At 64.8% G+C, this 18,996-nt stretch carries 19 protein-coding genes; 10 read left to right on the forward strand and 9 right to left on the reverse strand.

Translation table 11 applies throughout. From position 1 onward, the window contains the following. Positions 1-3: 3 nt before the first annotated feature. Together ACODS5_RS14960 and ACODS5_RS14965 are read right to left on the reverse strand one after the other, a co-directional pair. Positions 4-2,511 (reverse strand): ABC transporter permease, encoded by a 2,508-nt coding sequence (locus ACODS5_RS14960; RefSeq protein ID WP_489109028.1) that lies wholly within the window; start codon positions 2,509-2,511, stop codon positions 4-6. Further along, on the reverse strand, positions 2,511-3,194 hold the full coding sequence (locus ACODS5_RS14965; RefSeq protein WP_134690178.1) for an ABC transporter ATP-binding protein: 684 nt from the start codon (positions 3,192-3,194) through the stop codon (positions 2,511-2,513). The genes ACODS5_RS14960 and ACODS5_RS14965 overlap by 1 nt, the downstream gene beginning before the upstream one ends. Before the next feature lie 10 nt (positions 3,195-3,204). Here ACODS5_RS14965 and ACODS5_RS14970 point away from each other — a divergent pair, with 10 nt between their 5' ends. The 3 genes from ACODS5_RS14970 to ACODS5_RS14980 all read left to right on the forward strand — a co-directional run bounded on the left by ACODS5_RS14970 (position 3,205) and on the right by ACODS5_RS14980 (position 5,231). After that, positions 3,205-3,810 carry an arylesterase gene (locus ACODS5_RS14970; RefSeq protein WP_167659442.1) on the forward strand — a complete coding sequence of 202 codons (606 nt, stop codon included), beginning with the start codon at positions 3,205-3,207 and terminating at the stop codon, positions 3,808-3,810. 58 nt (positions 3,811-3,868) lie between these two features. Continuing rightward, complete coding sequence (locus ACODS5_RS14975; RefSeq protein WP_028692618.1) at positions 3,869-4,150, forward strand: hypothetical protein; 282 nt, start codon at positions 3,869-3,871, stop codon at positions 4,148-4,150. A 106-nt stretch (positions 4,151-4,256) separates the two neighbouring features. Beyond that, positions 4,257-5,231 carry a L,D-transpeptidase family protein gene (locus ACODS5_RS14980; protein WP_134690180.1) on the forward strand — a complete coding sequence of 325 codons (975 nt, stop codon included), beginning with the start codon at positions 4,257-4,259 and terminating at the stop codon, positions 5,229-5,231. Between the two features lie 127 nt (positions 5,232-5,358). On the opposite strand, the gene oprI is transcribed toward ACODS5_RS14980, so the two are convergent. Further along, complete coding sequence (gene oprI / locus ACODS5_RS14985) at positions 5,359-5,610, reverse strand: outer membrane lipoprotei OprI (protein ID WP_003259780.1); 252 nt, start codon at positions 5,608-5,610, stop codon at positions 5,359-5,361. A 495-nt stretch (positions 5,611-6,105) separates the two neighbouring features. Between oprI and ACODS5_RS14990 the strand changes: the two genes are divergently transcribed. Then, on the forward strand, positions 6,106-6,387 hold the full coding sequence (locus ACODS5_RS14990; protein ID WP_134690181.1) for a GNAT family N-acetyltransferase: 282 nt from the start codon (positions 6,106-6,108) through the stop codon (positions 6,385-6,387). 57 nt (positions 6,388-6,444) lie between these two features. On the opposite strand, the gene ACODS5_RS14995 is transcribed toward ACODS5_RS14990, so the two are convergent. Further along, positions 6,445-7,521: a 3-deoxy-7-phosphoheptulonate synthase gene (locus ACODS5_RS14995; protein ID WP_011533136.1), complete on the reverse strand. Its 1,077-nt coding sequence runs from the start codon at positions 7,519-7,521 to the stop codon at positions 6,445-6,447. A gap of 223 nt (positions 7,522-7,744) precedes the next feature. Here ACODS5_RS14995 and ACODS5_RS15000 point away from each other — a divergent pair, with 223 nt between their 5' ends. The 3 genes from ACODS5_RS15000 to cysB all read left to right on the forward strand — a co-directional run bounded on the left by ACODS5_RS15000 (position 7,745) and on the right by cysB (position 10,386). Beyond that, positions 7,745-8,692 carry a putative 2-dehydropantoate 2-reductase gene (locus ACODS5_RS15000; RefSeq protein WP_489109029.1) on the forward strand — a complete coding sequence of 316 codons (948 nt, stop codon included), beginning with the start codon at positions 7,745-7,747 and terminating at the stop codon, positions 8,690-8,692. Between the two features lie 95 nt (positions 8,693-8,787). Continuing rightward, positions 8,788-9,285 (forward strand): universal stress protein, encoded by a 498-nt coding sequence (locus ACODS5_RS15005; RefSeq protein WP_134690183.1) that lies wholly within the window; start codon positions 8,788-8,790, stop codon positions 9,283-9,285. 126 nt (positions 9,286-9,411) lie between these two features. Further along, the gene (cysB, locus tag ACODS5_RS15010; RefSeq protein WP_134690184.1) at positions 9,412-10,386 is read left to right on the forward strand and encodes an HTH-type transcriptional regulator CysB; all 975 of its coding nucleotides are present in this window, start codon (positions 9,412-9,414) and stop codon (positions 10,384-10,386) included. 38 nt (positions 10,387-10,424) lie between these two features. Here cysB and ACODS5_RS15015 read toward each other — a convergent pair whose 3' ends face one another. From ACODS5_RS15015 to rloA, 5 genes are all read right to left on the reverse strand, one after another. After that, positions 10,425-11,159, reverse strand: a complete 735-nt coding sequence (locus tag ACODS5_RS15015; RefSeq protein ID WP_046854908.1) for a phosphoadenylyl-sulfate reductase — start codon at positions 11,157-11,159, stop codon at positions 10,425-10,427. A 113-nt stretch (positions 11,160-11,272) separates the two neighbouring features. Then, the gene (pabB, locus tag ACODS5_RS15020) at positions 11,273-12,616 is read right to left on the reverse strand and encodes an aminodeoxychorismate synthase component I (protein WP_489109030.1); all 1,344 of its coding nucleotides are present in this window, start codon (positions 12,614-12,616) and stop codon (positions 11,273-11,275) included. A 165-nt stretch (positions 12,617-12,781) separates the two neighbouring features. Then, positions 12,782-13,762: an alpha-L-glutamate ligase-like protein gene (locus ACODS5_RS15025; protein WP_134690187.1), complete on the reverse strand. Its 981-nt coding sequence runs from the start codon at positions 13,760-13,762 to the stop codon at positions 12,782-12,784. Next, entirely contained in the window at positions 13,762-15,294 is a 1,533-nt protein-coding gene (gene rloB / locus ACODS5_RS15030; protein WP_134690188.1) for an osmotic stress tolerance membrane protein RloB, read from the reverse strand. The genes ACODS5_RS15025 and rloB overlap by 1 nt, the downstream gene beginning before the upstream one ends. A 5-nt stretch (positions 15,295-15,299) precedes the next feature. Further along, positions 15,300-15,836 carry a retropepsin-like aspartic peptidase RloA gene (rloA, locus tag ACODS5_RS15035; RefSeq protein WP_134690189.1) on the reverse strand — a complete coding sequence of 179 codons (537 nt, stop codon included), beginning with the start codon at positions 15,834-15,836 and terminating at the stop codon, positions 15,300-15,302. 286 nt (positions 15,837-16,122) lie between these two features. Between rloA and ACODS5_RS15040 the strand changes: the two genes are divergently transcribed. From ACODS5_RS15040 to prpC, 3 genes are all read left to right on the forward strand, one after another. Continuing rightward, a complete protein-coding gene (locus ACODS5_RS15040; protein WP_134690190.1) occupies positions 16,123-16,839 on the forward strand; it encodes a GntR family transcriptional regulator in 717 nt (238 codons plus the stop codon). After that, entirely contained in the window at positions 16,836-17,726 is an 891-nt protein-coding gene (gene prpB, locus ACODS5_RS15045) for a methylisocitrate lyase (RefSeq protein WP_134690191.1), read from the forward strand. Before ACODS5_RS15040 ends, prpB begins: the two co-directional genes overlap by 4 nt. 138 nt (positions 17,727-17,864) lie before the next feature. Then, positions 17,865-18,992, forward strand: a complete 1,128-nt coding sequence (prpC, locus tag ACODS5_RS15050; protein WP_046854911.1) for a bifunctional 2-methylcitrate synthase/citrate synthase — start codon at positions 17,865-17,867, stop codon at positions 18,990-18,992. Positions 18,993-18,996 lie beyond the last annotated feature (4 nt).

The raw sequence follows: 18,996 nt of genomic DNA on the forward strand, positions 1-18,996 counted from the left end.
GCCTCAACCTTCGCGCAACACCGACAACGGGCTGGCATTCAGGGCCCGCCGCGTCCCCATCACCCCAGCCCCACCGACCAGTGCCGCGCCGGCCACTGGCAACATCAGCAACCACGGATGTGGCGCCCAGTGCAGGTCGAACGCATAGCGGTATAACGCCCAGGTGATCAGCTCGCAGCCCAGCGCCGCCAGCAATCCGCTCACTGCGCCCAGCAGGCCGAACTCGATGCGCCGCGCCTTGACCAACAGCGGCCGTGCCGCCCCTAGCGCACGCAGCAGGGCGCCCTGGCGAATGCGTTCGTCGAGCGTCGCCTGCAGGCCGGCGAACAGCACCGCCATCCCGGCCGCCAGCACGAACAGCAGCACGTATTCCACCGCCAGCGTCACCTGGGCGAGGATGCTGCGCAACTGCCCGAGCAAGGCATCCACCTGCAAGATGGTCACCGCCGGGAAGGCCCGCGACAGCGCCACCACTTCCTGGTCGTGGCCCGGCGCCAGGTAGAAACTGGTCAGGTAGGTGGCGGGTAGCCCCTGCAGGGTGCCGGGCTGGAAGATCATGTAGAAGTTTGGCTGGAAGCTGTCCCAGTGCACCGTGCGCAGGCTGCTGACCCGCGCCTGGCGCTGCTGGCCGCCGATGTCGAAGGTCAGCAGGTCACCCAACTGCAGTTTCAGGCTCTGGGCCAGCTCGGCCTCCACCGATACGCCGGGCATGCCGTCGGCAGTGGGTGCCTGTTGCCACCAGTCGCCCGCGCTCAAGACATTGCCCTGGGGCAGCTCGGCAGCCCAGGTCAGGCTGAGGTCGCGCTGCACGGCGCGTTCACCGGTCGATTCCTTGCTGACCAGCTGGCGCACCGGCTGCTCGTTGATATGGGTGAGGCGGCCGGGGATCACCGGGTACAGCGGTGCCGAGGTTGCGTTGATACGCGCCAGGCGTTCGGCGAACGGCTGGCGATCGTCGGCCAGGATATTCAGCGCGAAGTGGTTGGGCGCGTCCTTGGGTAGCTGCGCCTGCCAGGTGTCGAGCAACTCGGCGCGCAGCAGGGCGACCAGGCCCATGGCCAGGAGAATCAGGCCGAAGGCCAGGGCCTGACCTGCGGCGGCCAGGGGGTGACGCAGCAACTGCCCCAAGCCCAGGCGCCAGGCTAATGGCGCGCCGGCGAGCAAGCGGCGCAGGCTGCGCAAGCCAAGCAGCAACAGGCCGCCGAGCAGCAGCGCGGCGAGCAGGCCGCCACCGAGCAGGGCGAAAGTCAGCAGCAGGTCCAGGCTCAGTCGCCACATGATCAGGCCCAGGGCGAGCAGGGCGGCGCCATACACCAACCAGCTGCTGGGTGGCGGCGGCAGCAGGTCGCGGCGCAGCACCCGCAGCGGCGGCACCCGGCCCAAGGCGGCCAGCGGTGGCAAGGCGAAGCCGGCCAGTGCCACCAAGCCGGTACCAATACCGGCCAGCGCCGGGGCGAGGCTGCCCGGCGGCACCTGGCTGGGGAGCAGGCCGGCAAGCAGCTGGAACAAGCCCAACTGTGCCAGCCAGCCGAGCAGGGCGCCCGCCAGGGCCGCCACCATGCCCAGCATGGCCAGTTGCAGGCTGTACAGGCCCAGGGCCTGGTGACGGGACAGCCCCAAACAACGTAGCAATGCGCTGGCGTCCAGGCGGCGGGCGGCATAGCGGCTGGCCGACAGGGCCACGGCGACCCCCGCCAGCAGCACGGCCACCAGGCTGGCCATGTTCAGGTAGCGCTCGGCCTTGCCCAGGGCGCCGCCAATCTGGCGGTTGCCGTCACGGGTATCGAGCAGGCGCTGGTTGGCGGCCAGGGTGTTTTGCGTGCTTTGCCGGTACTGGGCCAAGGCGTCGATATCGCCGCGCCACAAGTCGCGGTAGCTGACCCGGCTGCCGGGCTGGATGACCCCCGTGGCCTGCAGGTCGGTGAGATTCATCAGCACCCGGGGCGTCAGGCTGTAGAAGTTGCCGGCGCGGTCCGGCTCGTAGGTGAGCACCCGGCTCATGCGCAGGGTTTTCATCCCGACCTCGATGCTGTCACCGATGCTCAGGCCCAGCGCCGCCAGCAGGCGGGACTCGACCCAGGCTTCGCCAGGGGCCGGACCGCCGCCGGGGCGTTCCTCGCCATAAGGCGCCGTCGCACTGCGCAGTTGCCCGCGCAGTGGGTAGGCCGAGTCGGCGGCCTTGATGCTCGACAGCTGGATACCGCCGTCGCCGCCGACCACGCTGGTGAACTCGACCACTCGCGCATGGCGCAGGCCCAGGGCCGTGCCGCTGGCGACCTGCTGTTCGCTGGCCGGAGCGCTGCCTTGCAGCACCAGGTCGGCGCCGAGGAATTCGCTGGCGCGCAACTGCATGGCGTCATTGAGGCGGGCGCCGAAGTAGCCGATGGCAGTGCTGGCCGCCACCGCCACCAGCAAGGCGAAGAACAGCACGCGCACCTCGCTGGCACGGGCATCGCGCAGCAACTGGCGCAGCGACAGGGCACACAGGCCCCAGAAGGATAGGCGGGTCATCAGGGCTCCAGCGGCGCCACCAGGCGGCCGGCATCCAGGCGGATCTGGCGCCGGCAGCGCTTGGCCAGGCGTTCATCGTGGGTCACCAGCACCAGGGTGGTGCCGCGCTCCTGGTTGAGTTCGAACAAGAGGTCGCTGATGCGCTCGCCGGTGTGGCTGTCGAGGTTGCCGGTGGGCTCGTCGGCGAACAGCACTGCCGGTTGCGCGGCGAACGCCCGGGCAATCGCCACGCGTTGCTGCTCGCCGCCGGAAAGCTGGCGTGGCGTATGGCTCAGGCGCTTGCCCAGGCCGACCCGCTCGAGCAGGTCGCGGGCGTGCTCGCGGGCATCGCGGCGGCCGTCCAGTTCCAGCGGCAGCATGACGTTCTCCAGGGCATTGAGGCTGTCGAGCAACTGGAACGACTGGAACACGAAACCGACATGCTCGGCGCGCACCCGCGCGCGTTGGTCTTCATCCAGCGGGCCAAGGTCATGGCCGGCCAGCAGCACCTGGCCGGCGCTGGGGCGGTCGAGGCCGGCGAGCAGGCCGAGCAGGGTCGACTTGCCGGAGCCGGAGGCGCCGACGATGGCCAGGCTGTCGCCCTGGGCCAGGTCGAGCGACAGGGCGTGGAGGATGGTCAGGTCGCCTTCCGCGCTGGGGACCACTTTGCTAAGGTTCTGCGCAACGAGAATGCTGGGGCCCATGGAGAATCCGATGCGAATGTGGTGGTTGAGTGCCGGCCTGGCCCTGTGTTGCCTGGCCCAGGGCGCGGCGGCGGGAACATTGCTGGTCGTCGGCGATAGTATCAGCGCCGGTTTTGGCCTGGATACCCGCCAGGGTTGGGTCAGCCTGTTGCAGCAGCAGTTGAAAAAGGAGGGTTTCGACGACCAGGTGGTCAATGCCTCGATCAGTGGCGACACCAGCGCAGGCGGCCAGGCGCGGCTGCCGGCGCTGCTTGCGGCGCACAAACCGGACCTGGTGGTGCTGGAGCTTGGCGGCAACGATGGCCTGCGTGGGCAGCCGCCACAACAATTGCAACAGAATCTTGCCGCGATGATCGACCAGTCCCGCCAGGCCGGGGCCAAGGTGCTGCTGCTGGGCATGCGCTTGCCACCCAATTACGGCGCGCGCTACACCACGGCGTTCGCCCGGGTCTATGAACAGTTGGCGGTCGATAAGCAGGTGCCGCTGGTGCCGTTCTTCCTCGAAGGCGTAGGTGGAGTACCGACGTTGATGCAGGCCGATGGCATCCATCCGGCGGCCAGCGCCCAGCAACGGCTGCTGGAAAATGCCTGGCCGGCGATAAAACCCTTGCTGTGACGCTTTTATCGGGGGCTGCTTTCGGCTAATGTTGCGCCCCCCGTTTCGAGTGCCCCCGATGCCGCGCCCCGCCTGGTCCCTGTATGCCTATCAATTGATCGAGCCCGATGAGCAGCTCGACCTGTTTGCCTGCCAGGAAGTTCGCATTCATCTTGCCGCCCGCCAACTCGAACTGGGCGTGCCCGTCGATCGCACCCTGTGCGGCGGCCTGCTGCCGGCGCAGCCGCGCTGGTCTGGGGTGGAGCGGGCGATCTACCGCGACGAGCGCCTGTGCCCGCTGTGTCGGGCGATTCTCGATGCCCAGCGTCGTGGCATGCGTCCGGTGTGGCCGGAACTCTGAGTGCCTTTCATCATCTGAAACGCTTGCCGCTGGCCGATGCCTCCCGCTTGTATCGGCGCGGGTGTACAATCGATTCCCTTGACTGACCTTTCGAAGGATTTACCGGATGTTGCCGCGCTTTCCTGCCTTCACCCGTAGCCTCTCGCTGGCCGCCCTGTTGGCCGCCGGCCCCGCTGTTGCGCTGGAACTGCCGTTGCCGCCACCCGGTGAGGACGTGGTCGGCCAGGTCCAGGTGATCAAGGCCAAGTACGAAGACACCTTTGCCGACATCGGCACCGCCAACGACCTCGGCTACCTCGAGATGATCGCCGCCAACCCGGGGGTCGATCCCTGGTTGCCGGGCGCCGGCACCGAGATCATCCTGCCGACCCGCTACATCCTGCCGCCAGGGCCGCGCGACGGCGTGGTCATCAACCTGGCCGAGTACCGCCTGTACTACTACCCGAAAGGCCAGGGCGTGGTGTACACCTTCCCGCTGGGAATTGGCCGTGAAGGCTGGGGTTCGCCGATCGCCAACACCAAGATCACCGCCAAGACGCCGAACCCGACTTGGACCCCGCCAGCCTCGATCCGCGCCGAGCATGCCGCCGACGGCGACATCCTGCCGAGCGTGGTGCCGGCCGGCCCGGACAACCCGCTGGGGCCGTTCAAGTTCACCCTGGGCGTGCCGGGCTACCTGATTCACGGTTCCAACAAGAAGTTCGGCATCGGCATGCGCACCAGTCACGGCTGCTTCCGCATGCTCAATAACAACGTGCTGGAACTGTCGAAGATGGTGCCGGTCGGTACACCCGTGCGCATCATCAACGAGCCTTACAAGTTCGGTATCAGTGGTGGCAAGGTATACCTCGAGGCGCATACGCCGCTGGACGACCATGGCAACCCGTCGGTGGTCGACAAGCACACCGCGGTGATCAATGCCTTGCTCAAGCGTGAAGACCTGGCCAACAACTTGCGTATGAACTGGGACATGGTACGCGATGTAGTTGCCGCCGAAGATGGCATGCCGGTGGAAATCGCCGTGCCGGTGGCGGGGGGCAGTGCGCCGATGGTGTCGAGCATTCCGCCCGAACTGCAGTAAGCGATTCGCTACTTGTCCAAGGCCCGCCTCAGCGCGGGCCTTTTCGTTTGTACGGACCGGCCTTTGCGCGGGCAATAAAAAAGCCGACCCACAAGTGGGTCGGCTCCATAACAATCCGTGAGGATTATTACTTGCGGCTGGCTTTGTCCAGCATACGCAGAGCACGCTCGTTGGCTTCGTCAGCGGTCTGCTGAGCCTTCTGAGCAGCTGCCAGAGCGTCGTCAGCTTTGCGGTAGGCTTCGTCTGCACGGGCCTGGGCGCGAGCTGCTGCGTCTTCGGTAGCAGTCAGGCGAGCTTCGGTTTCTTTGGATACGCTGCTGCAACCGGTAGCCAGAACTGCGGCCAGAGCCAGAGCAGAGAATTTCAGAACGTTGTTCATCGTGTTCCCCTTCAAGGACTTTCTATTAAAGAGCCATCTCTCGGAAAAGAGAAACTGGCCGGCGTACATAGTACCCATTACTTGTAGTAAGTAAACTGACTGAGCGCAAGAACTGCAAAAAAAATGCTGCAAGACGGGGGCGGCGACGGGGTTTGTAAAGAAAGTGTGAAAAAAACCGGCAGGGCGCGCAAGCTTCTGTAGTACGGGAACTTTTTGTTGAACTAAGGGTGACTTTATTGGTCGTTCAGCGTCTTAGACCAAAGAACATTCAGCAGCTCTTGCAACGCCGAGGCGGGGTCGGTAAACCGCCATCGCGGCTTTTTCACCCAGGTTGCTTGAGCAATCACGCCAGTGGCGCCTACTATTTGGAGGTGCCGCAGGGTGGCAGAACGATAGAGGTCGGGCTGCTGTCCAAGGGGCTAGGGTGGCGTGGAGGCTGCTGCGCCGAGTAACCACAGGGCAAGGGTCTGTCGAGAAGACCTGCGAGGAGTAGTGATGAGCGACACGCTGACCATCCACCATGACCAGGCCGGTCATCAGTTCGAGACCACCGTGGACGGTCACCGGGCTTACCTGACGTACATGGACCTGGGCAAGCAGACGCTGGACATCTACCGCACCTTCGTGCCCAACGCCCTGCGTGGCCGCGGGATCGCTGCCGCACTGACCGAGAAGGCTCTGGAGTACGCTGACCAGATGGGCTACACGGTGATTCCGTCGTGTTCCTATGTGGAGCGCTACATGGAGCGCCAGCAGCGCCACTCGAGCAAGGCCTGAACGGGCCGCGCACATGAAAACGCCGGGCAATGCCCGGCGTTTTCGTTTGCGCAAGTGTCAGCCACGCTGGCGCTTGGGCAGCACGTCCTTGAGTTTGGCGTGCATGCTGCGCAGGGTTTTTTCGGTAGCCGCCCAGTCGATGCAGGCGTCGGTCACCGAGACCCCGTACTGCAGTTCGTCGAGGTTCTTCGGAATGGCCTGGCAGCCCCAGTTCAGGTGGCTTTCGACCATCAGGCCGATGATCGACTGGTTGCCTTCGAGGATCTGGTTGGCCACGTTCTCCATGACCAGCGGCTGCAGGGCCGGGTCCTTGTTGGAGTTGGCGTGGCTGCAGTCGACCATGATGTTGGGCTTGATCTTGGCCTTGGCCAGGTCCTGTTCGCACAGGGCGACGCTGACCGAGTCATAGTTGGGCTTGCCGTTGCCGCCGCGCAGTACCACGTGGCCGTAGGCGTTGCCCTTGGTGGTGACGATCGACACGCCGCCTTCCTGGTTGATGCCGAGGAAGCGGTGCGGCTTGGACACCGACTGCAGGGCGTTGATCGCCACGGTCAGGCCGCCGTCGGTGCCGTTCTTGAAACCGACCGCCGAGGACAGGCCCGAGGCCATCTCGCGGTGGGTCTGCGATTCGGTGGTGCGCGCGCCAATGGCCGACCAGCTGATCAGGTCCTGCAGGTACTGCGGGGAGATCGGGTCGAGGGCCTCGGTGGCGGTGGGCAGGCCTTTCTCGGCCAGGTCCAGCAGCAACTGGCGGCCGATGTGCAGGCCATCCTGGATCTTGAACGAGTCATCCAGGTACGGGTCGTTGATCAGGCCTTTCCAGCCGACAGTGGTACGCGGCTTCTCGAAATACACGCGCATGACCAGGTACAGGGTGTCGGAAACCTCCTCGGCCAACACCTTCAGGCGCTCGGCGTACTCGTGGGCAGCCTTGATGTCGTGGATCGAGCAGGGGCCGACCACCACGAACAGGCGGTGATCCTTGCCGTCGAGAATGTTGCGCACCACTTCGCGGCCGGCAGTCACGGTCTGCAGGGCCTTGGCGCTGAGGGGGATTTCCTTCTTGAGCTGATCAGGGGTGATCAAAGTCTCGTTGGAGGCAACGTTAAGGTCATCGATCGGTAAATCAGCCATCGTGTTACTCGTCAGGTCACGGGTGCCGGCCGCCAGCAATCCCCGTGCGGCCCAGCAGCAGAATGTTCGCAGCGGGGAGGGCCGAACCTTAGCGCGTTAGCGGGGGGCGCGACAATGGGCTTGGGCACGTCGACACGGGGTTTTTGCCTGCCAGGGTCGCGGGCTCGCCGATGGGCGTGCTAAAAAACCGCCAGATAACAACAGCTCACGGCAGGAGTATGGCATGTACCCAGGCACACCTCGCATCGGCATTATCGGCAGCGGCGCCATTGGTGGCTTCTATGGACTGATGCTGGCCCGAGCCGGCTTCGACGTGCATTTCCTGTTGCGTGGCGAGTACGGCGTGGTCCGTGAGCAGGGCCTGAGCCTCGACAGTGCGGTGCATGGTCCTGTGCATCGGCGGGTGCAGGCCTATGCCAGCGCCGCCGACATGCCGCCTTGCGACTGGTTGCTGGTCGGCGCCAAGGCCACCAGCAATGCCGAGCTGGCGCCGTTGATCGTGCAGGCGGCCGCGCCGCAAGCGCGGGTGGTGCTATTGCAGAACGGCCTGGGGGTCGAGGAGCAGTTGCGCCCGGCGCTGCCAAGGGGGCTGCACCTGCTGGGCGGCTTGTGCTTCATCTGTGTCAACCGCGAAGGCCCCGGGATGATCCGCCACCAAGCCTTGGGCACAGTCAACCTCGGTTATCACAGCGGCCCGGCCGAGGACGGCGGCGCGGCGCTGGTCGAGGAGGGGGCCGGGTTGTTCCGCGCCGCTGGCATCGACTCCCAGGCGATGGCCAATCTCGACCAGGCGCGCTGGCAGAAGCTGGTGTGGAACGTGCCCTACAACGGCCTTTCGGTGCTGCTGCAGGCCAGCACCACACCTTTGATGGGCGATGCCGACAGCCGTGCGCTGATCCAGGCGTTGATGGCCGAAGTGGTGGCGGGCGCCAAGGCCTGTGGCCGTGAGCTGCCGGCGGGTTACGCCGAGCACCTGTTCCGCGTCACCGAGAAGATGCCGGACTACTGGCCGAGCATGTACCACGACCATGCCTTGCAGCGGCCACTGGAGCTGCAGGCGATCTACGCCGAACCCTTGGCCCGCGCACGCGCGGCGGGGTGTGAGTTGCCGCGCATGGAGGCGTTGCACCAGGCACTGGCGTTTCTCGACCGGCGTAACCGGCAGGCCTGAAAGCCGCGGCGGCTGTGCGCCGGACGGCCAGGCGACGGCCCATGGCGCTGCTAAGCTCAAGCTTGCTCTGCCGAAGCGGCAGTCGAGGAGGTCGAATGATCCGTTCCATGCTGTTCGCTACAGACCTCGGTGTTTACGCGCCCTTCGTCATGCAGCACGCCTTGGCCCTGGCGCGGACCTTCAACGCGGAGCTGTATGTGATTCATGCCGTGGAGCCCATGGGCCAGTTCGCCGAGTCCTTGCTGCAGAGCTACCTCGATGAGCAGACCCTCGATACATTGCACAGTGAAGGCGTGACGACGGTCATGGCCAATATCGAGCAGCGGGTATTGGAGAACTTTCGCGAGGAACTGGGCGAGGTCGCCGACCTGGCGCTGATCCGCGCGGTACGGGTGCGTCAAGGCGACCCGGCGCAGGTGATCCTCGAGCAGGCCCAACGCCTGGCGGTCGACCTGCTGATCTTCGGCAGCCACAGCGCTGGGGCAGGGGTGGACGTGCCGATCGGTCGCACGGCGGTGCGGCTGCTGCAGCTGTCGCCGGTGCCGGTGTACATGGTGCCGTTGGCTCAGCATCTTGGGCGTAGGAAGGTGTGAGTCTGGCGGTAGGGCTTTTCCTGCGGACGTAACAAAATAGTTCTAGATTTATTTCTCTAGCCACTAATATAGTTATAACTCGTCGCTGCCGGCGCGCCGGTGACCTACCGTCTTTGAGGGATATCTATGAAGCTTCAGCAACTGCGCTACATCTGGGAAGTGGCGCACCATGACCTCAACGTTTCCGCGACGGCGCAGAGCCTGTACACCTCCCAACCTGGGATCAGCAAGCAGATTCGCCTGCTCGAGGACGAGCTGGGTGTCGAGGTGTTCGCTCGTAGCGGCAAGCACCTGACCCGCGTCACCCCGGCCGGCGAGCGCATCATCAATACTGCCGGCGAGATCCTGCGCAAGGTCGAAAGCATCAAGCAGATCGCCCAGGAATTCTCCAACGAGAAAAAGGGCACCTTGTCGATCGCCACCACCCACACCCAGGCGCGCTACGCGTTGCCGCCGGTGATCAGCAGCTTCATCAAGCAATACCCGGAAGTCGCCCTGCACATGCATCAGGGCTCGCCGATGCAGATCGCCGAGATGGCCGCCGATGGCACGGTCGATTTCGCCATCGCCACCGAGGCGCTGGAGCTGTTCGGTGACCTGATCATGATGCCTTGCTACAAGTGGAATCGCTGCGTGGTGGTGCCCCAGGGCCATCCGCTGACCAAGCTGCCGAAGCTGACCCTGGAGGCAGTGGCCGAGTACCCGATCGTCACCTATGTATTCGGCTTCACTGGCCGTTCCAAACTCGACGAGGCGTTCAGCCACCGTGGCCTGACGCCGAAGGTGGTGTTCACCGCCGCCGACGCGGACGTGATCAAGACCTATGTGCGCCTGGGCCTGGGCGTGGGTATCGTGGCCAAGATGGCGGTAGACCCGAAACTCGACAGCGACCTGGTGTGCCTGGATGCCAGTGAGCTGTTCGAAGCCAGCATCACCAAGATCGGCTTTCGTCGTGGCACTTTCCTGCGTGGCTTCATGTGCGACTTCATCGAGAAGTTCGCCCCGCACCTGACCCGTGAGGTGATGGCCAAGGCCATCCAGTGCCATAACAAGCAGGAGCTCGAAGAGCTGTTCGAGGGTGTCGAGCTGCCGGTGCACTGATCTGTAAAAGTTGGGGCCGCTTTGCGGCCCCTGCTATTTCAAGCCTTGCTGATCAGGTTGCCCGCGTGCAACCCGCATTCCTTCTGGGTCGACTCTTCCCACCACCAACGTCCTTCGCGCTCATGCTGGTTCGGCAACACCGGCCGGGTGCACGGCTCGCAACCAATGCTGATGAAACCGCGCTCGTGCAGGCTGTTGTAGGGCAGCTCGAGCATGCGGATGTAGCCCCAGACTTCCTCGCTGGTCATCTGCGCCAACGGGTTGAACTTGTACAGGGGACGTTCGGGAGTTGAGAAGGCGCTGTCGATCTCCAGGGCCGCCACCTGGCTGCGGGTGCCGGGGCTCTGGTCGCGGCGCTGGCCGGTGGCCCAGGCGCTGACGGTGGCCAGCTTGCGGCGCAGCGGCTCGATCTTGCGGATGCCGCAGCACTCGCCGTGGCCGTCCTTGTAGAAGCTGAACAGGCCCTTTTCCTTGACGAACGGGTCGAGCTTGTCGCGATCCGGGCTGAGGATCTCGATCGGCAGGTTGTACTGCTCACGCACCTGGTCGATGAAACGGTAGGTTTCAGGGTGCAGGCGCCCGGTATCGAGGCTGAATACTTTTACCTGCTTGTTAAGCTTCCAGGCCATGTCCACCAGCACCACGTCCTCGGCGCCACTGAAGGAAATCCACAGGTCGTCGCCGAAGTGCTCGAAGGCGAGCTTGAGGATCTCCTGCGGGGACTTGCTGGCGTAGGTCGCGGCCAGGGCGGCGACGTCGAAGGGTTGGCTCATCAGGCGGTTTCCATCGGGTGAGTGGCGCTGTGCGCTCGTAGTGATCAGATGGTAACAAAAAATGGCGGGGCAGACGCCTGGCGCTCGCGGGGCAAGCCCGCTTCCACGGAGTTCTACAAGGCTTGCAGTGTTTCCATCAGCACGCGCACCTTGGCGATCGATTCTTCGTATTCGGCCTGCCAATCCGAATCGGCCACCACCGCGCCACCTCCCCAGCAACTGACCTGGCCGTCCTTGACCAGCAGGCTGCGAATGGCGATGGAGCTGTCCATCTCGCCGCGCACATCGACATACAGTAGCGAGCCGCAGTACAGCGCCCTGCGGGCCGGCTCCAGCTCGTCGATGATCTGCATGGCGCGGATCTTCGGCGCGCCGGTGATCGAGCCGCCGGGGAAGCTGCCGGCGATCAGGTCCAGGGCGTCCTTGCCGGCGGCCAGCTGGCCGACCACGCTACTGACCAGGTGATGGACGTTGGGGTAGCTCTCCAGGCTGAACAGCTCCGGCACCTTCACCGAGCCGGTCTGGCAGGTACGGCCGATATCGTTGCGCAGCAGGTCGACGATCATCAGGTTTTCCGAGCGGTCCTTGGGGCTGGCCAGCAGCTCGGCGGCGTTGCGGGCGTCCTCGGCCGGGTCGGCGGCGCGTGGGCGGGTGCCCTTGATCGGGCGGGTCTCAACCTCGCCCTGGCTGACACGGATGAAACGCTCGGGCGAAAAGCTCAGCAGCGCCGTGCCTTCATCCAGCTGCTGGTAGCCGGAGAACGGCGTCGGGCAGGCGGCGCGCAGGGCCTGGTAGGCGCGCCATGGGTCACCCTGGCAGGGGGCGCGGAAGCGCTGGGTGAGGTTGATCTGGTAGCAGTCACCGGCCTGGATGTAGCGCTGCACCTGGTCGAACGCCGCCCGGTACTGCTCGGGACGAAGATCGCCGGTCATGGGCGCTAGCAGGTGGAAGTCACCGCTACCGCCCAGGGAGGCGGCCTCGAACAACGCGATGAGCCGTTGCCGCTCGCCCTCAGGCAGGTACGGGTGGAACACCAGCTGGCTGCTGCACAGCCGATGGTCGGACACCAGTGCCCAGGCATACAGCCCCAGCCGGGCGTCGGGCAGGCCGAGGTCGTCGACCGCTTGCGTCGGCAATTGCTCCAGGCGCCGGCCAAAGTCGTAGCTCAGGTAGCCGATCAGGCCGCCGGCGAAGGGCAGCTCGATGCCCTCGGGCAGTTGCGCTGCCCCAAGGTCCACCAGTGCCTGGCGCAGGCGTTGCAGGTAGTCGCGACCGTCTTCGTCGGGGTGTGCCTGCAACTGCTGCAGTGGCCAGGCGCTGAGCAGGTCATAGCGGCCGCGCTCGGCACTGGGGCGGGCGCTGTCGAGCAGGATCGCGCCGGGCGCGCGGCGCAGGCGTTCGAAGTAGAAGGCGGGGTCGGGCTGGTAGGGCAGGGGGTGCAGCGTACAGGTCGGCATCAGAGTGGACGGCGATGAACAAGCGAGGAGGGCGATTGTAGACCTGTGTAGGAAATGCGCCTAGCGCTGGCAACGACATTCACGATCCAGATTTGCGCAATCCCCCTGTAGGATCGGCCTTGTGTCGCGAAAGGCCGCTCCTACAGGGATTGCGCAGGGCCTGGGCTATAGCGGATTGACGTGCCCGAACAAGCCCTGCGAGACCTTCACGCGTTGCTCGGCATCCTCGCTGCGGCCTTCCTTGGCCAGCATCTCCAGGTGCGCCTCGATGGCGTGGGTGCGTTGCGTGAGCCCGCAGTCGTTGGCAATCTGGATGTTCAGGCCGGGGCGGGCGTTCAGCTCGAGGATCAGCGGGCCCTTGTCCTGGTCCAGCACCATGTCCACGCCGATGTAGCCCAGGCCGCACAGCTCGTAGCAGCTGGCGGCAAGCTTCATGAAGCCGTCCCAGTTCGGCAGTTGCACGCCGTCCACCGCGTTGGTGGTGTCCGGGTGCTTGCTGATGATCTTGTTCAGCCAGGTGCCGCGCAGGGTCAGGCCGGTGGCCAGGTCCACGCCGACGCCGATGGCGCCCTGGTGCAGGTTGGCCTTGCCGCCGGACTGGCGGGTTGGCAGGCGCAGCATGGCCATCACCGGGTAGCCCATCAGCACGATGATGCGGATGTCCGGCACGCCTTCGTAGCTGATGCTCTTGAAGATCTGGTCCGGAGTGACCCGGTACTCGATCAGCGCGCGGTCGCGGTGCCCGCCCAGCGAATACAGGCCGGTAAGGATGCTGGAGATCTGGTGCTCGATCTCCTCGTGGCTGATGATCTTGCCCGAAACCGTGCGGTAGCGATCTTCGAAGCGGTCGGCGATGACCAGGATGCCGTCACCGCCGGCGCCTTGGGCCGGCTTGATGACGAAGTCGTTGCGCCCGCCGATGATCTGGTCGAGCTTGTCGATCTGCTTCTCGGTCTCGATGATGCCGTACATCTCCGGCACATGGATGCCGGCCGCCAGGGCGCGCTCCTTGGTGATGATCTTGTCGTCGACGATCGGGTACAAATGGCGCTTGTTGTACTTCAGCACGTAGTCCGCGTTGCGCCGGTTGATACCCATGATGCCCCGGGCTTCCAGGGCCTTCCAGGTCTTGATCAGTCCGAACATCAGGCGTCAGCCTTCACGAAAGCCTTGAAGCGAACGAGCTCGGTCAGGCGGTAGCCGCGGTAGCGACCCATCGCCAGCATGAAGCCCACCAGGATCAGCAGTACCGCTGGGAAGGTGAAGACGAAGTACACCGCCTCGGGCACGGTCATCAGCAGGTGCGCGATGGACGCGGCGAACAGGGTGCCGATGGCCACTTTCATGGCATGGCCGCCACCACGTTCTTCCCAGGTGATCGACAGGCGTTCGATGGTCATGGTCAGGATCACCATCGGGAACAGCGCCACCGACAGCCCGCGCTCCAGGCCCAGCTTGTGGCTGAACAAGCTGATGGCGGCGATCAGCACCACGACGAAGGTCAGCACCACCGACAGGCGCGGCAGCATCTGCAGCTTGAGGTGTTCCAGGTACGAGCGCAGCGACAGGCCGAGCGCGGTGATCACCGTGAACAGGATGATGCCGAAGCCCAGTTGCGTCTCGCGGAAGGCCAGGGCGATCAGCACCGGGGTGAAGGTACCCAGGGTCTGGATACCGATCAGGTTGCGCAGCACCAGGATCACCAGTACGCCGATCGGGATCATCACCATGATCATGAAGGTCTGCTGGGTCTGCAGCGGCAGGCCGTACAGCGAGTACTCGAGGAAGTCGGCGTCGGTGTTCTCGTCGGTCAGCTTGGCCAGGCGGATGGCGTTCATCTCGCTGTTGTTCATGCTGAAGGTGACGGTGGCCTTCTTGCCGCCATCGACGCTGATCAGGTTGTCGTCGCCGGTCCACCACAGCAGGCGGTCGCTGGGCAGGCCCTGCTCGCCGGTCTCCGGGTTGAAGTACAGCCAGTCGTTACCGTTGAAGCTGCGCAGCCACAGCTCCGGGTTTTGCGGGGTGTCGGCGACCAGGCGGATGGTGTGGACCTTTTCCATCGGCACGTGGGCGATGGACAGCAGCAGGTCGATGACCTGGGCTTTCTTCATCGGCGAGTTGTCGCCGGCCAGCAGCAGCTTGGCGTTGTCGTCGTTGAGGTTGTTGACCCGCTTGATGGTTTCGCTGACGAAGGTCTCGACGTCGGCCGAATGCTGGCGGATCGGTGCCATCAACGCCTCGGCGGCGATTTTCTCCGGGCCTTCGACGGCCAGGCTGTCGCGGAAGGTCGGGCCCTTGATCTTGGCCTTTTCGCTGCTGTAGCGCTTGGTCAGCACCAGGCGGTAGTAGAGGGTCTGGTTGCCGCTGGCGCGGCGGGCCGACCAGGTGACCTTGCGGTTGCCGTCGGCGCGGTTGACGCTGACCCCGTAGTTGTTGGAGATGAAGCTCTCGTTGAGGCTGACGTAGTCACGGTTCAGCGGCGGCACGAACATCTGCACCTTGACCGGGTCCTTGGCGCTGGCGACGAACTCGACCTTGGCGTCGATGTTCCACAGGTCGTCGGTTTCGTCTTCAGTCACCGGGATGCCGAGGAAGAAGATCTGATAGGCCGTGACCGCGATGCCCAGCAGCACCAGGACGGTGATCAGGACTTTCAGGTGGAGGGTAAGAGAGCGCATCGGAATTACTCTGCTTTGGGAGCTTCGGTGGCACAGGCAGGTTTGCCGGCCGCGTATTTAAGGCTTGGGTCGACCAGCGCACCGAAGTGCTTGAGGGCCTCGGAACCGATCAGCAGCGGGAACTGGAAGGCGCTGCGGTCGGTGAGGTTGACCTCGATGGTGCGTTGCGTCTGGCCCATGCAGATCTCGAGTTCGATCACCGGACGAGCAGTGTAGGCCTTGCCGGATTCGGCGTCATAGTCCCCGGCGCGGCGCTTGATCTTGCTGACACGGGCCAGGGGGCGTTCGATGGGGTGCTGGTGCGCGGCGTCGATGGCCAGGTAGAAACGCACCCAGCTCTCGCCATTGCGCTTGAAACGCTTGATGTCGCGGGCGCTGAGCGAGGCGGTCTTGGCGCCGGTGTCGAGCTTGGCCGCCACTTCCAGGTCCAGGCCGCCGAGGCGGGCGTATTCGTTCAGGCCGTAAACGGTCTTGTCTGCCGCAGGCGCGAGTGCCGGCAGCAGGGTCAGGCAGAGCAGCAATGAAGCGGGTATGAGTCTCATAATCCTGGCGCGGTGCTGTGCGGGGTTCAGGGCAAGGCGACTGGCCAAGCGTCCTCAAGAGGTCTGTCGACACCATGAAATGATGACAGACACAGTGTCCATGCTCCCGAAGGAGCGCGGCATTCTATCACGCCGGTGCCTTGACGCCAGCGCGCCCGCGATCAGACCGCAAGGGTGCGGGTGAAGTTCGTTATTAGACGATTGTCGACAATATTCTTTTTGTCTTTGACTGTGCGTCTCTATTTAGCTAGTTTTGCCGTCATTGATTTTGAAGGTGTCGACAATCATGCTGGATACAGCCCAAGCCACGTTGCTCCCCCAGGACGAGACCGAGACCCTCTCGGAGCACGTCTTCCGCTGCATCCAGGCCGCCATCGTCAAGGGCGAGATCGCGCCGGGCAGCAAGATCTCCGAGCCGGAGCTGGCGCGTACCTATGGCATCAGCCGTGGCCCGCTGCGCGAGGCGATCCACCGCCTGGAAGGCCAGCGCCTGCTGGTGCGCGTGCCCCATGTCGGCGCGCGGGTGGTTTCGCTGAGTCATGTCGAACTGATCGAGCTGTACGAAATCCGTGAATCGCTTGAAGGCATGGCCTGTCGCCTGGCCGCCGAGCGCATGAGCCAGGCCGCCATCGACGAGCTGCGCCAGGTGCTCGACACCCACGAGCGCGACGCCGCGTTCCAGGCCGGGCAGGGCTACTACCAGCAGGAAGGCGACTACGACTTCCACTACCGAATCATCCAGGGCAGTGGCAACCAGACCCTGTACAAGATGCTCTGCGGCGAGTTGTACCAGCTGGTGCGCATGTACCGCATTCAGTTCTCCACCACGCCCAACCGTCCGCGCCAGGCCTTTGCCGAGCATCACCGCATCCTCGACGCCATCGAAGCCCGCGACGGCGAACTCGCAGAACTCCTGATGCGCCGCCACATCGGCGCGTCCAAGCGCAATATCGAGCGCCACTACCAGGGCGCCGACAACAATAGCCCACGAGGTGAGTCATGACAGTCAAGAGCACCCCCGGCCAGCGTTTCCGTGACGCGGTTGCCGCCGAACACCCGTTGCAGGTGGTCGGGACCATCAACGCCAACCACGCCCTGCTGGCCAAGCGCGCCGGCTTCAAGGCCATCTACCTGTCCGGCGGCGGGGTCGCCGCTGGTTCCCTGGGCTTGCCGGACTTGGGCATCAGCGGCCTGGACGACGTGCTCACCGACGTGCGGCGGATCACCGACGTGTGCGACCTGCCGCTGCTGGTGGATGTCGACACCGGTTTCGGCGCCTCGGCGTTCAACGTCGCGCGCACCGTGCGTTCGATGAGCAAGTTCGGCGCCGCGGCCATTCATATCGAAGACCAGGTCGGCGCCAAGCGCTGCGGTCACCGGCCGAACAAGGAGATCGTCTCGCAGCAGGAGATGGTCGACCGGATCAAGGCTGCCGTCGATGCCCGCACTGACGACAGCTTCGTGATCATGGCGCGCACCGACGCCCTGGCCGTCGAGGGCCTGAACGCTGCCCTGGACCGCGCCGCCGCCTGCATCGAGGCCGGCGCCGACATGATCTTCCCAGAAGCGATCACCGAGCTTTCGATGTACAAGATCTTCGCCGACCGGGTGAGGGCGCCGATCCTGGCCAATATCACCGAGTTCGGCGCCACGCCGCTGTACACCACTGAAGAGCTGGCCTCGGTGGATGTGTCGCTGGTGCTCTACCCGCTGTCGGCGTTCCGCGCCATGAACAAGGCCGCCGAGAACGTCTACACCGCGCTGCGCCGCGATGGCACGCAGAAGCACGTGATCGACACCATGCAGACCCGCATGGAGCTCTACGACGCCATCGGCTACCACGCTTTCGAGCAGAGCCTCGATGCGTTGTTTGCGCAAAAAAAAGGTTGAGGCCGTGATGACCCATCGCGGGGCCAGCCCGCTCCCACGTTCCCTGTAGGAGCCGGCTTGCCGGCGATAGGGGCACAACAGGCACCCCCGAATTAGCCAGAAAGACCTCGATAACAAATTCAAGAAAGGAGCAACACCATGGCCGAAGCAAAAGTACTCAGTGGCGCTGGCCTGCGTGGCCAGGTGGCCGGGCAGACCGCACTTTCCACCGTCGGCCAGGCCGGCGCCGGCCTGACCTACCGCGGCTATGACGTGCGCGACCTGGCCGCAGGCGCCGAGTTCGAGGAAGTGGCCTACCTGCTGCTCTACGGCGAACTGCCGAGCAAGGCCGAGCTGGCCGACTACAAGCGCAAGCTCAAGGGCCTGCGCGACCTGCCGCAAGCGCTGAAAGAAGTGCTCGAGCGCATCCCGCGCGATGCACACCCAATGGACGTGATGCGCACCGGTTGCTCGGTACTCGGCACCCTGGAGCCGGAGTTGACCTTCGACGCCCAGCGCGACAAGACCGACCGCCTGCTGGCGCTGTTCCCGGCGGTGATGTGCTACTGGTACCGCTACACCCACCACGGCGTACGTATCGACTGCAGCAGCGACGAAGACACCCTCGGCGGCCACTTCTTGCACCTGCTGCATGGCAAGAAGCCGAGCGAGCTGCACGTCAAGGTGATGAACGTCTCGCTGATCCTCTACGCCGAGCACGAATTCAACGCCTCGACCTTCACCGCCCGGGTCTGCGCTTCGACGCTGTCCGACCTGTACTCCTGCGTGACCGCCGCCATCGGCTCGCTGCGCGGCCCGTTGCATGGTGGTGCCAACGAGGCGGCCATGGAGCTGATCGAGCGCTTCCAGAGCCCGCAGGAAGCCACTGCCGAGCTGCTGCGCATGCTCGAGCGCAAGGACAAGATCATGGGCTTCGGCCATGCGATCTACAAAGAGTCCGACCCGCGCAACGAGGTGATCAAGGGCTGGGCCAAGCAGTTGGCCGACGAGGTGGGCGACAAGGTGCTGTACCCGGTCTCCGAAGCCATCGACAAGACCATGTGGGAGCAGAAGCGCCTGTTCCCCAATGCCGACTTCTACCATGCCTCGGCGTATCACTTCATGGGCATCCCGACCAAGCTGTTCACCCCGATCTTCGTCTGCTCGCGCCTGACCGGCTGGGCCGCGCACGTGTTCGAGCAGCGCGCCAACAACCGCATCATCCGCCCGAGCGCCGAGTACGTCGGCGTCGAGCAGCGCCAGTTCGTGCCGATCGAGCAGCGCTGAGCCA

This window comes from Pseudomonas sp. FG47, assembly GCF_057809115.1.

What these genes read in the sequence shown, in the direction of transcription:
- prpB (WP_134690191.1), top strand. Translation starts at nt 16,836, where the DNA reads ATGACAGTCAAGAGCACCCCCGGCCAGCGTTTCCGTGACGCGGTTGCC.
- ACODS5_RS15025 (WP_134690187.1), bottom strand. Translation starts at nt 13,762, where the DNA reads ATGTTCGGACTGATCAAGACCTGGAAGGCCCTGGAAGCCCGGGGCATC.
- ACODS5_RS14990 (WP_134690181.1), top strand. Translation starts at nt 6,106, where the DNA reads ATGAGCGACACGCTGACCATCCACCATGACCAGGCCGGTCATCAGTTC.
- pabB (WP_489109030.1), bottom strand. Translation starts at nt 12,616, where the DNA reads ATGCCGACCTGTACGCTGCACCCCCTGCCCTACCAGCCCGACCCCGCC.
- ACODS5_RS15000 (WP_489109029.1), top strand. Translation starts at nt 7,745, where the DNA reads ATGTACCCAGGCACACCTCGCATCGGCATTATCGGCAGCGGCGCCATT.
- ACODS5_RS14970 (WP_167659442.1), top strand. Translation starts at nt 3,205, where the DNA reads ATGCGAATGTGGTGGTTGAGTGCCGGCCTGGCCCTGTGTTGCCTGGCC.
- ACODS5_RS15040 (WP_134690190.1), top strand. Translation starts at nt 16,123, where the DNA reads ATGCTGGATACAGCCCAAGCCACGTTGCTCCCCCAGGACGAGACCGAG.
- ACODS5_RS14960 (WP_489109028.1), bottom strand. Translation starts at nt 2,511, where the DNA reads ATGACCCGCCTATCCTTCTGGGGCCTGTGTGCCCTGTCGCTGCGCCAG.
- ACODS5_RS15015 (WP_046854908.1), bottom strand. Translation starts at nt 11,159, where the DNA reads ATGAGCCAACCCTTCGACGTCGCCGCCCTGGCCGCGACCTACGCCAGC.
- ACODS5_RS14965 (WP_134690178.1), bottom strand. Translation starts at nt 3,194, where the DNA reads ATGGGCCCCAGCATTCTCGTTGCGCAGAACCTTAGCAAAGTGGTCCCC.
- ACODS5_RS14995 (WP_011533136.1), bottom strand. Translation starts at nt 7,521, where the DNA reads ATGGCTGATTTACCGATCGATGACCTTAACGTTGCCTCCAACGAGACT.
- ACODS5_RS15005 (WP_134690183.1), top strand. Translation starts at nt 8,788, where the DNA reads ATGATCCGTTCCATGCTGTTCGCTACAGACCTCGGTGTTTACGCGCCC.
- ACODS5_RS14975 (WP_028692618.1), top strand. Translation starts at nt 3,869, where the DNA reads ATGCCGCGCCCCGCCTGGTCCCTGTATGCCTATCAATTGATCGAGCCC.
- rloA (WP_134690189.1), bottom strand. Translation starts at nt 15,836, where the DNA reads ATGAGACTCATACCCGCTTCATTGCTGCTCTGCCTGACCCTGCTGCCG.
- prpC (WP_046854911.1), top strand. Translation starts at nt 17,865, where the DNA reads ATGGCCGAAGCAAAAGTACTCAGTGGCGCTGGCCTGCGTGGCCAGGTG.
- cysB (WP_134690184.1), top strand. Translation starts at nt 9,412, where the DNA reads ATGAAGCTTCAGCAACTGCGCTACATCTGGGAAGTGGCGCACCATGAC.
- oprI (WP_003259780.1), bottom strand. Translation starts at nt 5,610, where the DNA reads ATGAACAACGTTCTGAAATTCTCTGCTCTGGCTCTGGCCGCAGTTCTG.
- rloB (WP_134690188.1), bottom strand. Translation starts at nt 15,294, where the DNA reads ATGCGCTCTCTTACCCTCCACCTGAAAGTCCTGATCACCGTCCTGGTG.
- ACODS5_RS14980 (WP_134690180.1), top strand. Translation starts at nt 4,257, where the DNA reads ATGTTGCCGCGCTTTCCTGCCTTCACCCGTAGCCTCTCGCTGGCCGCC.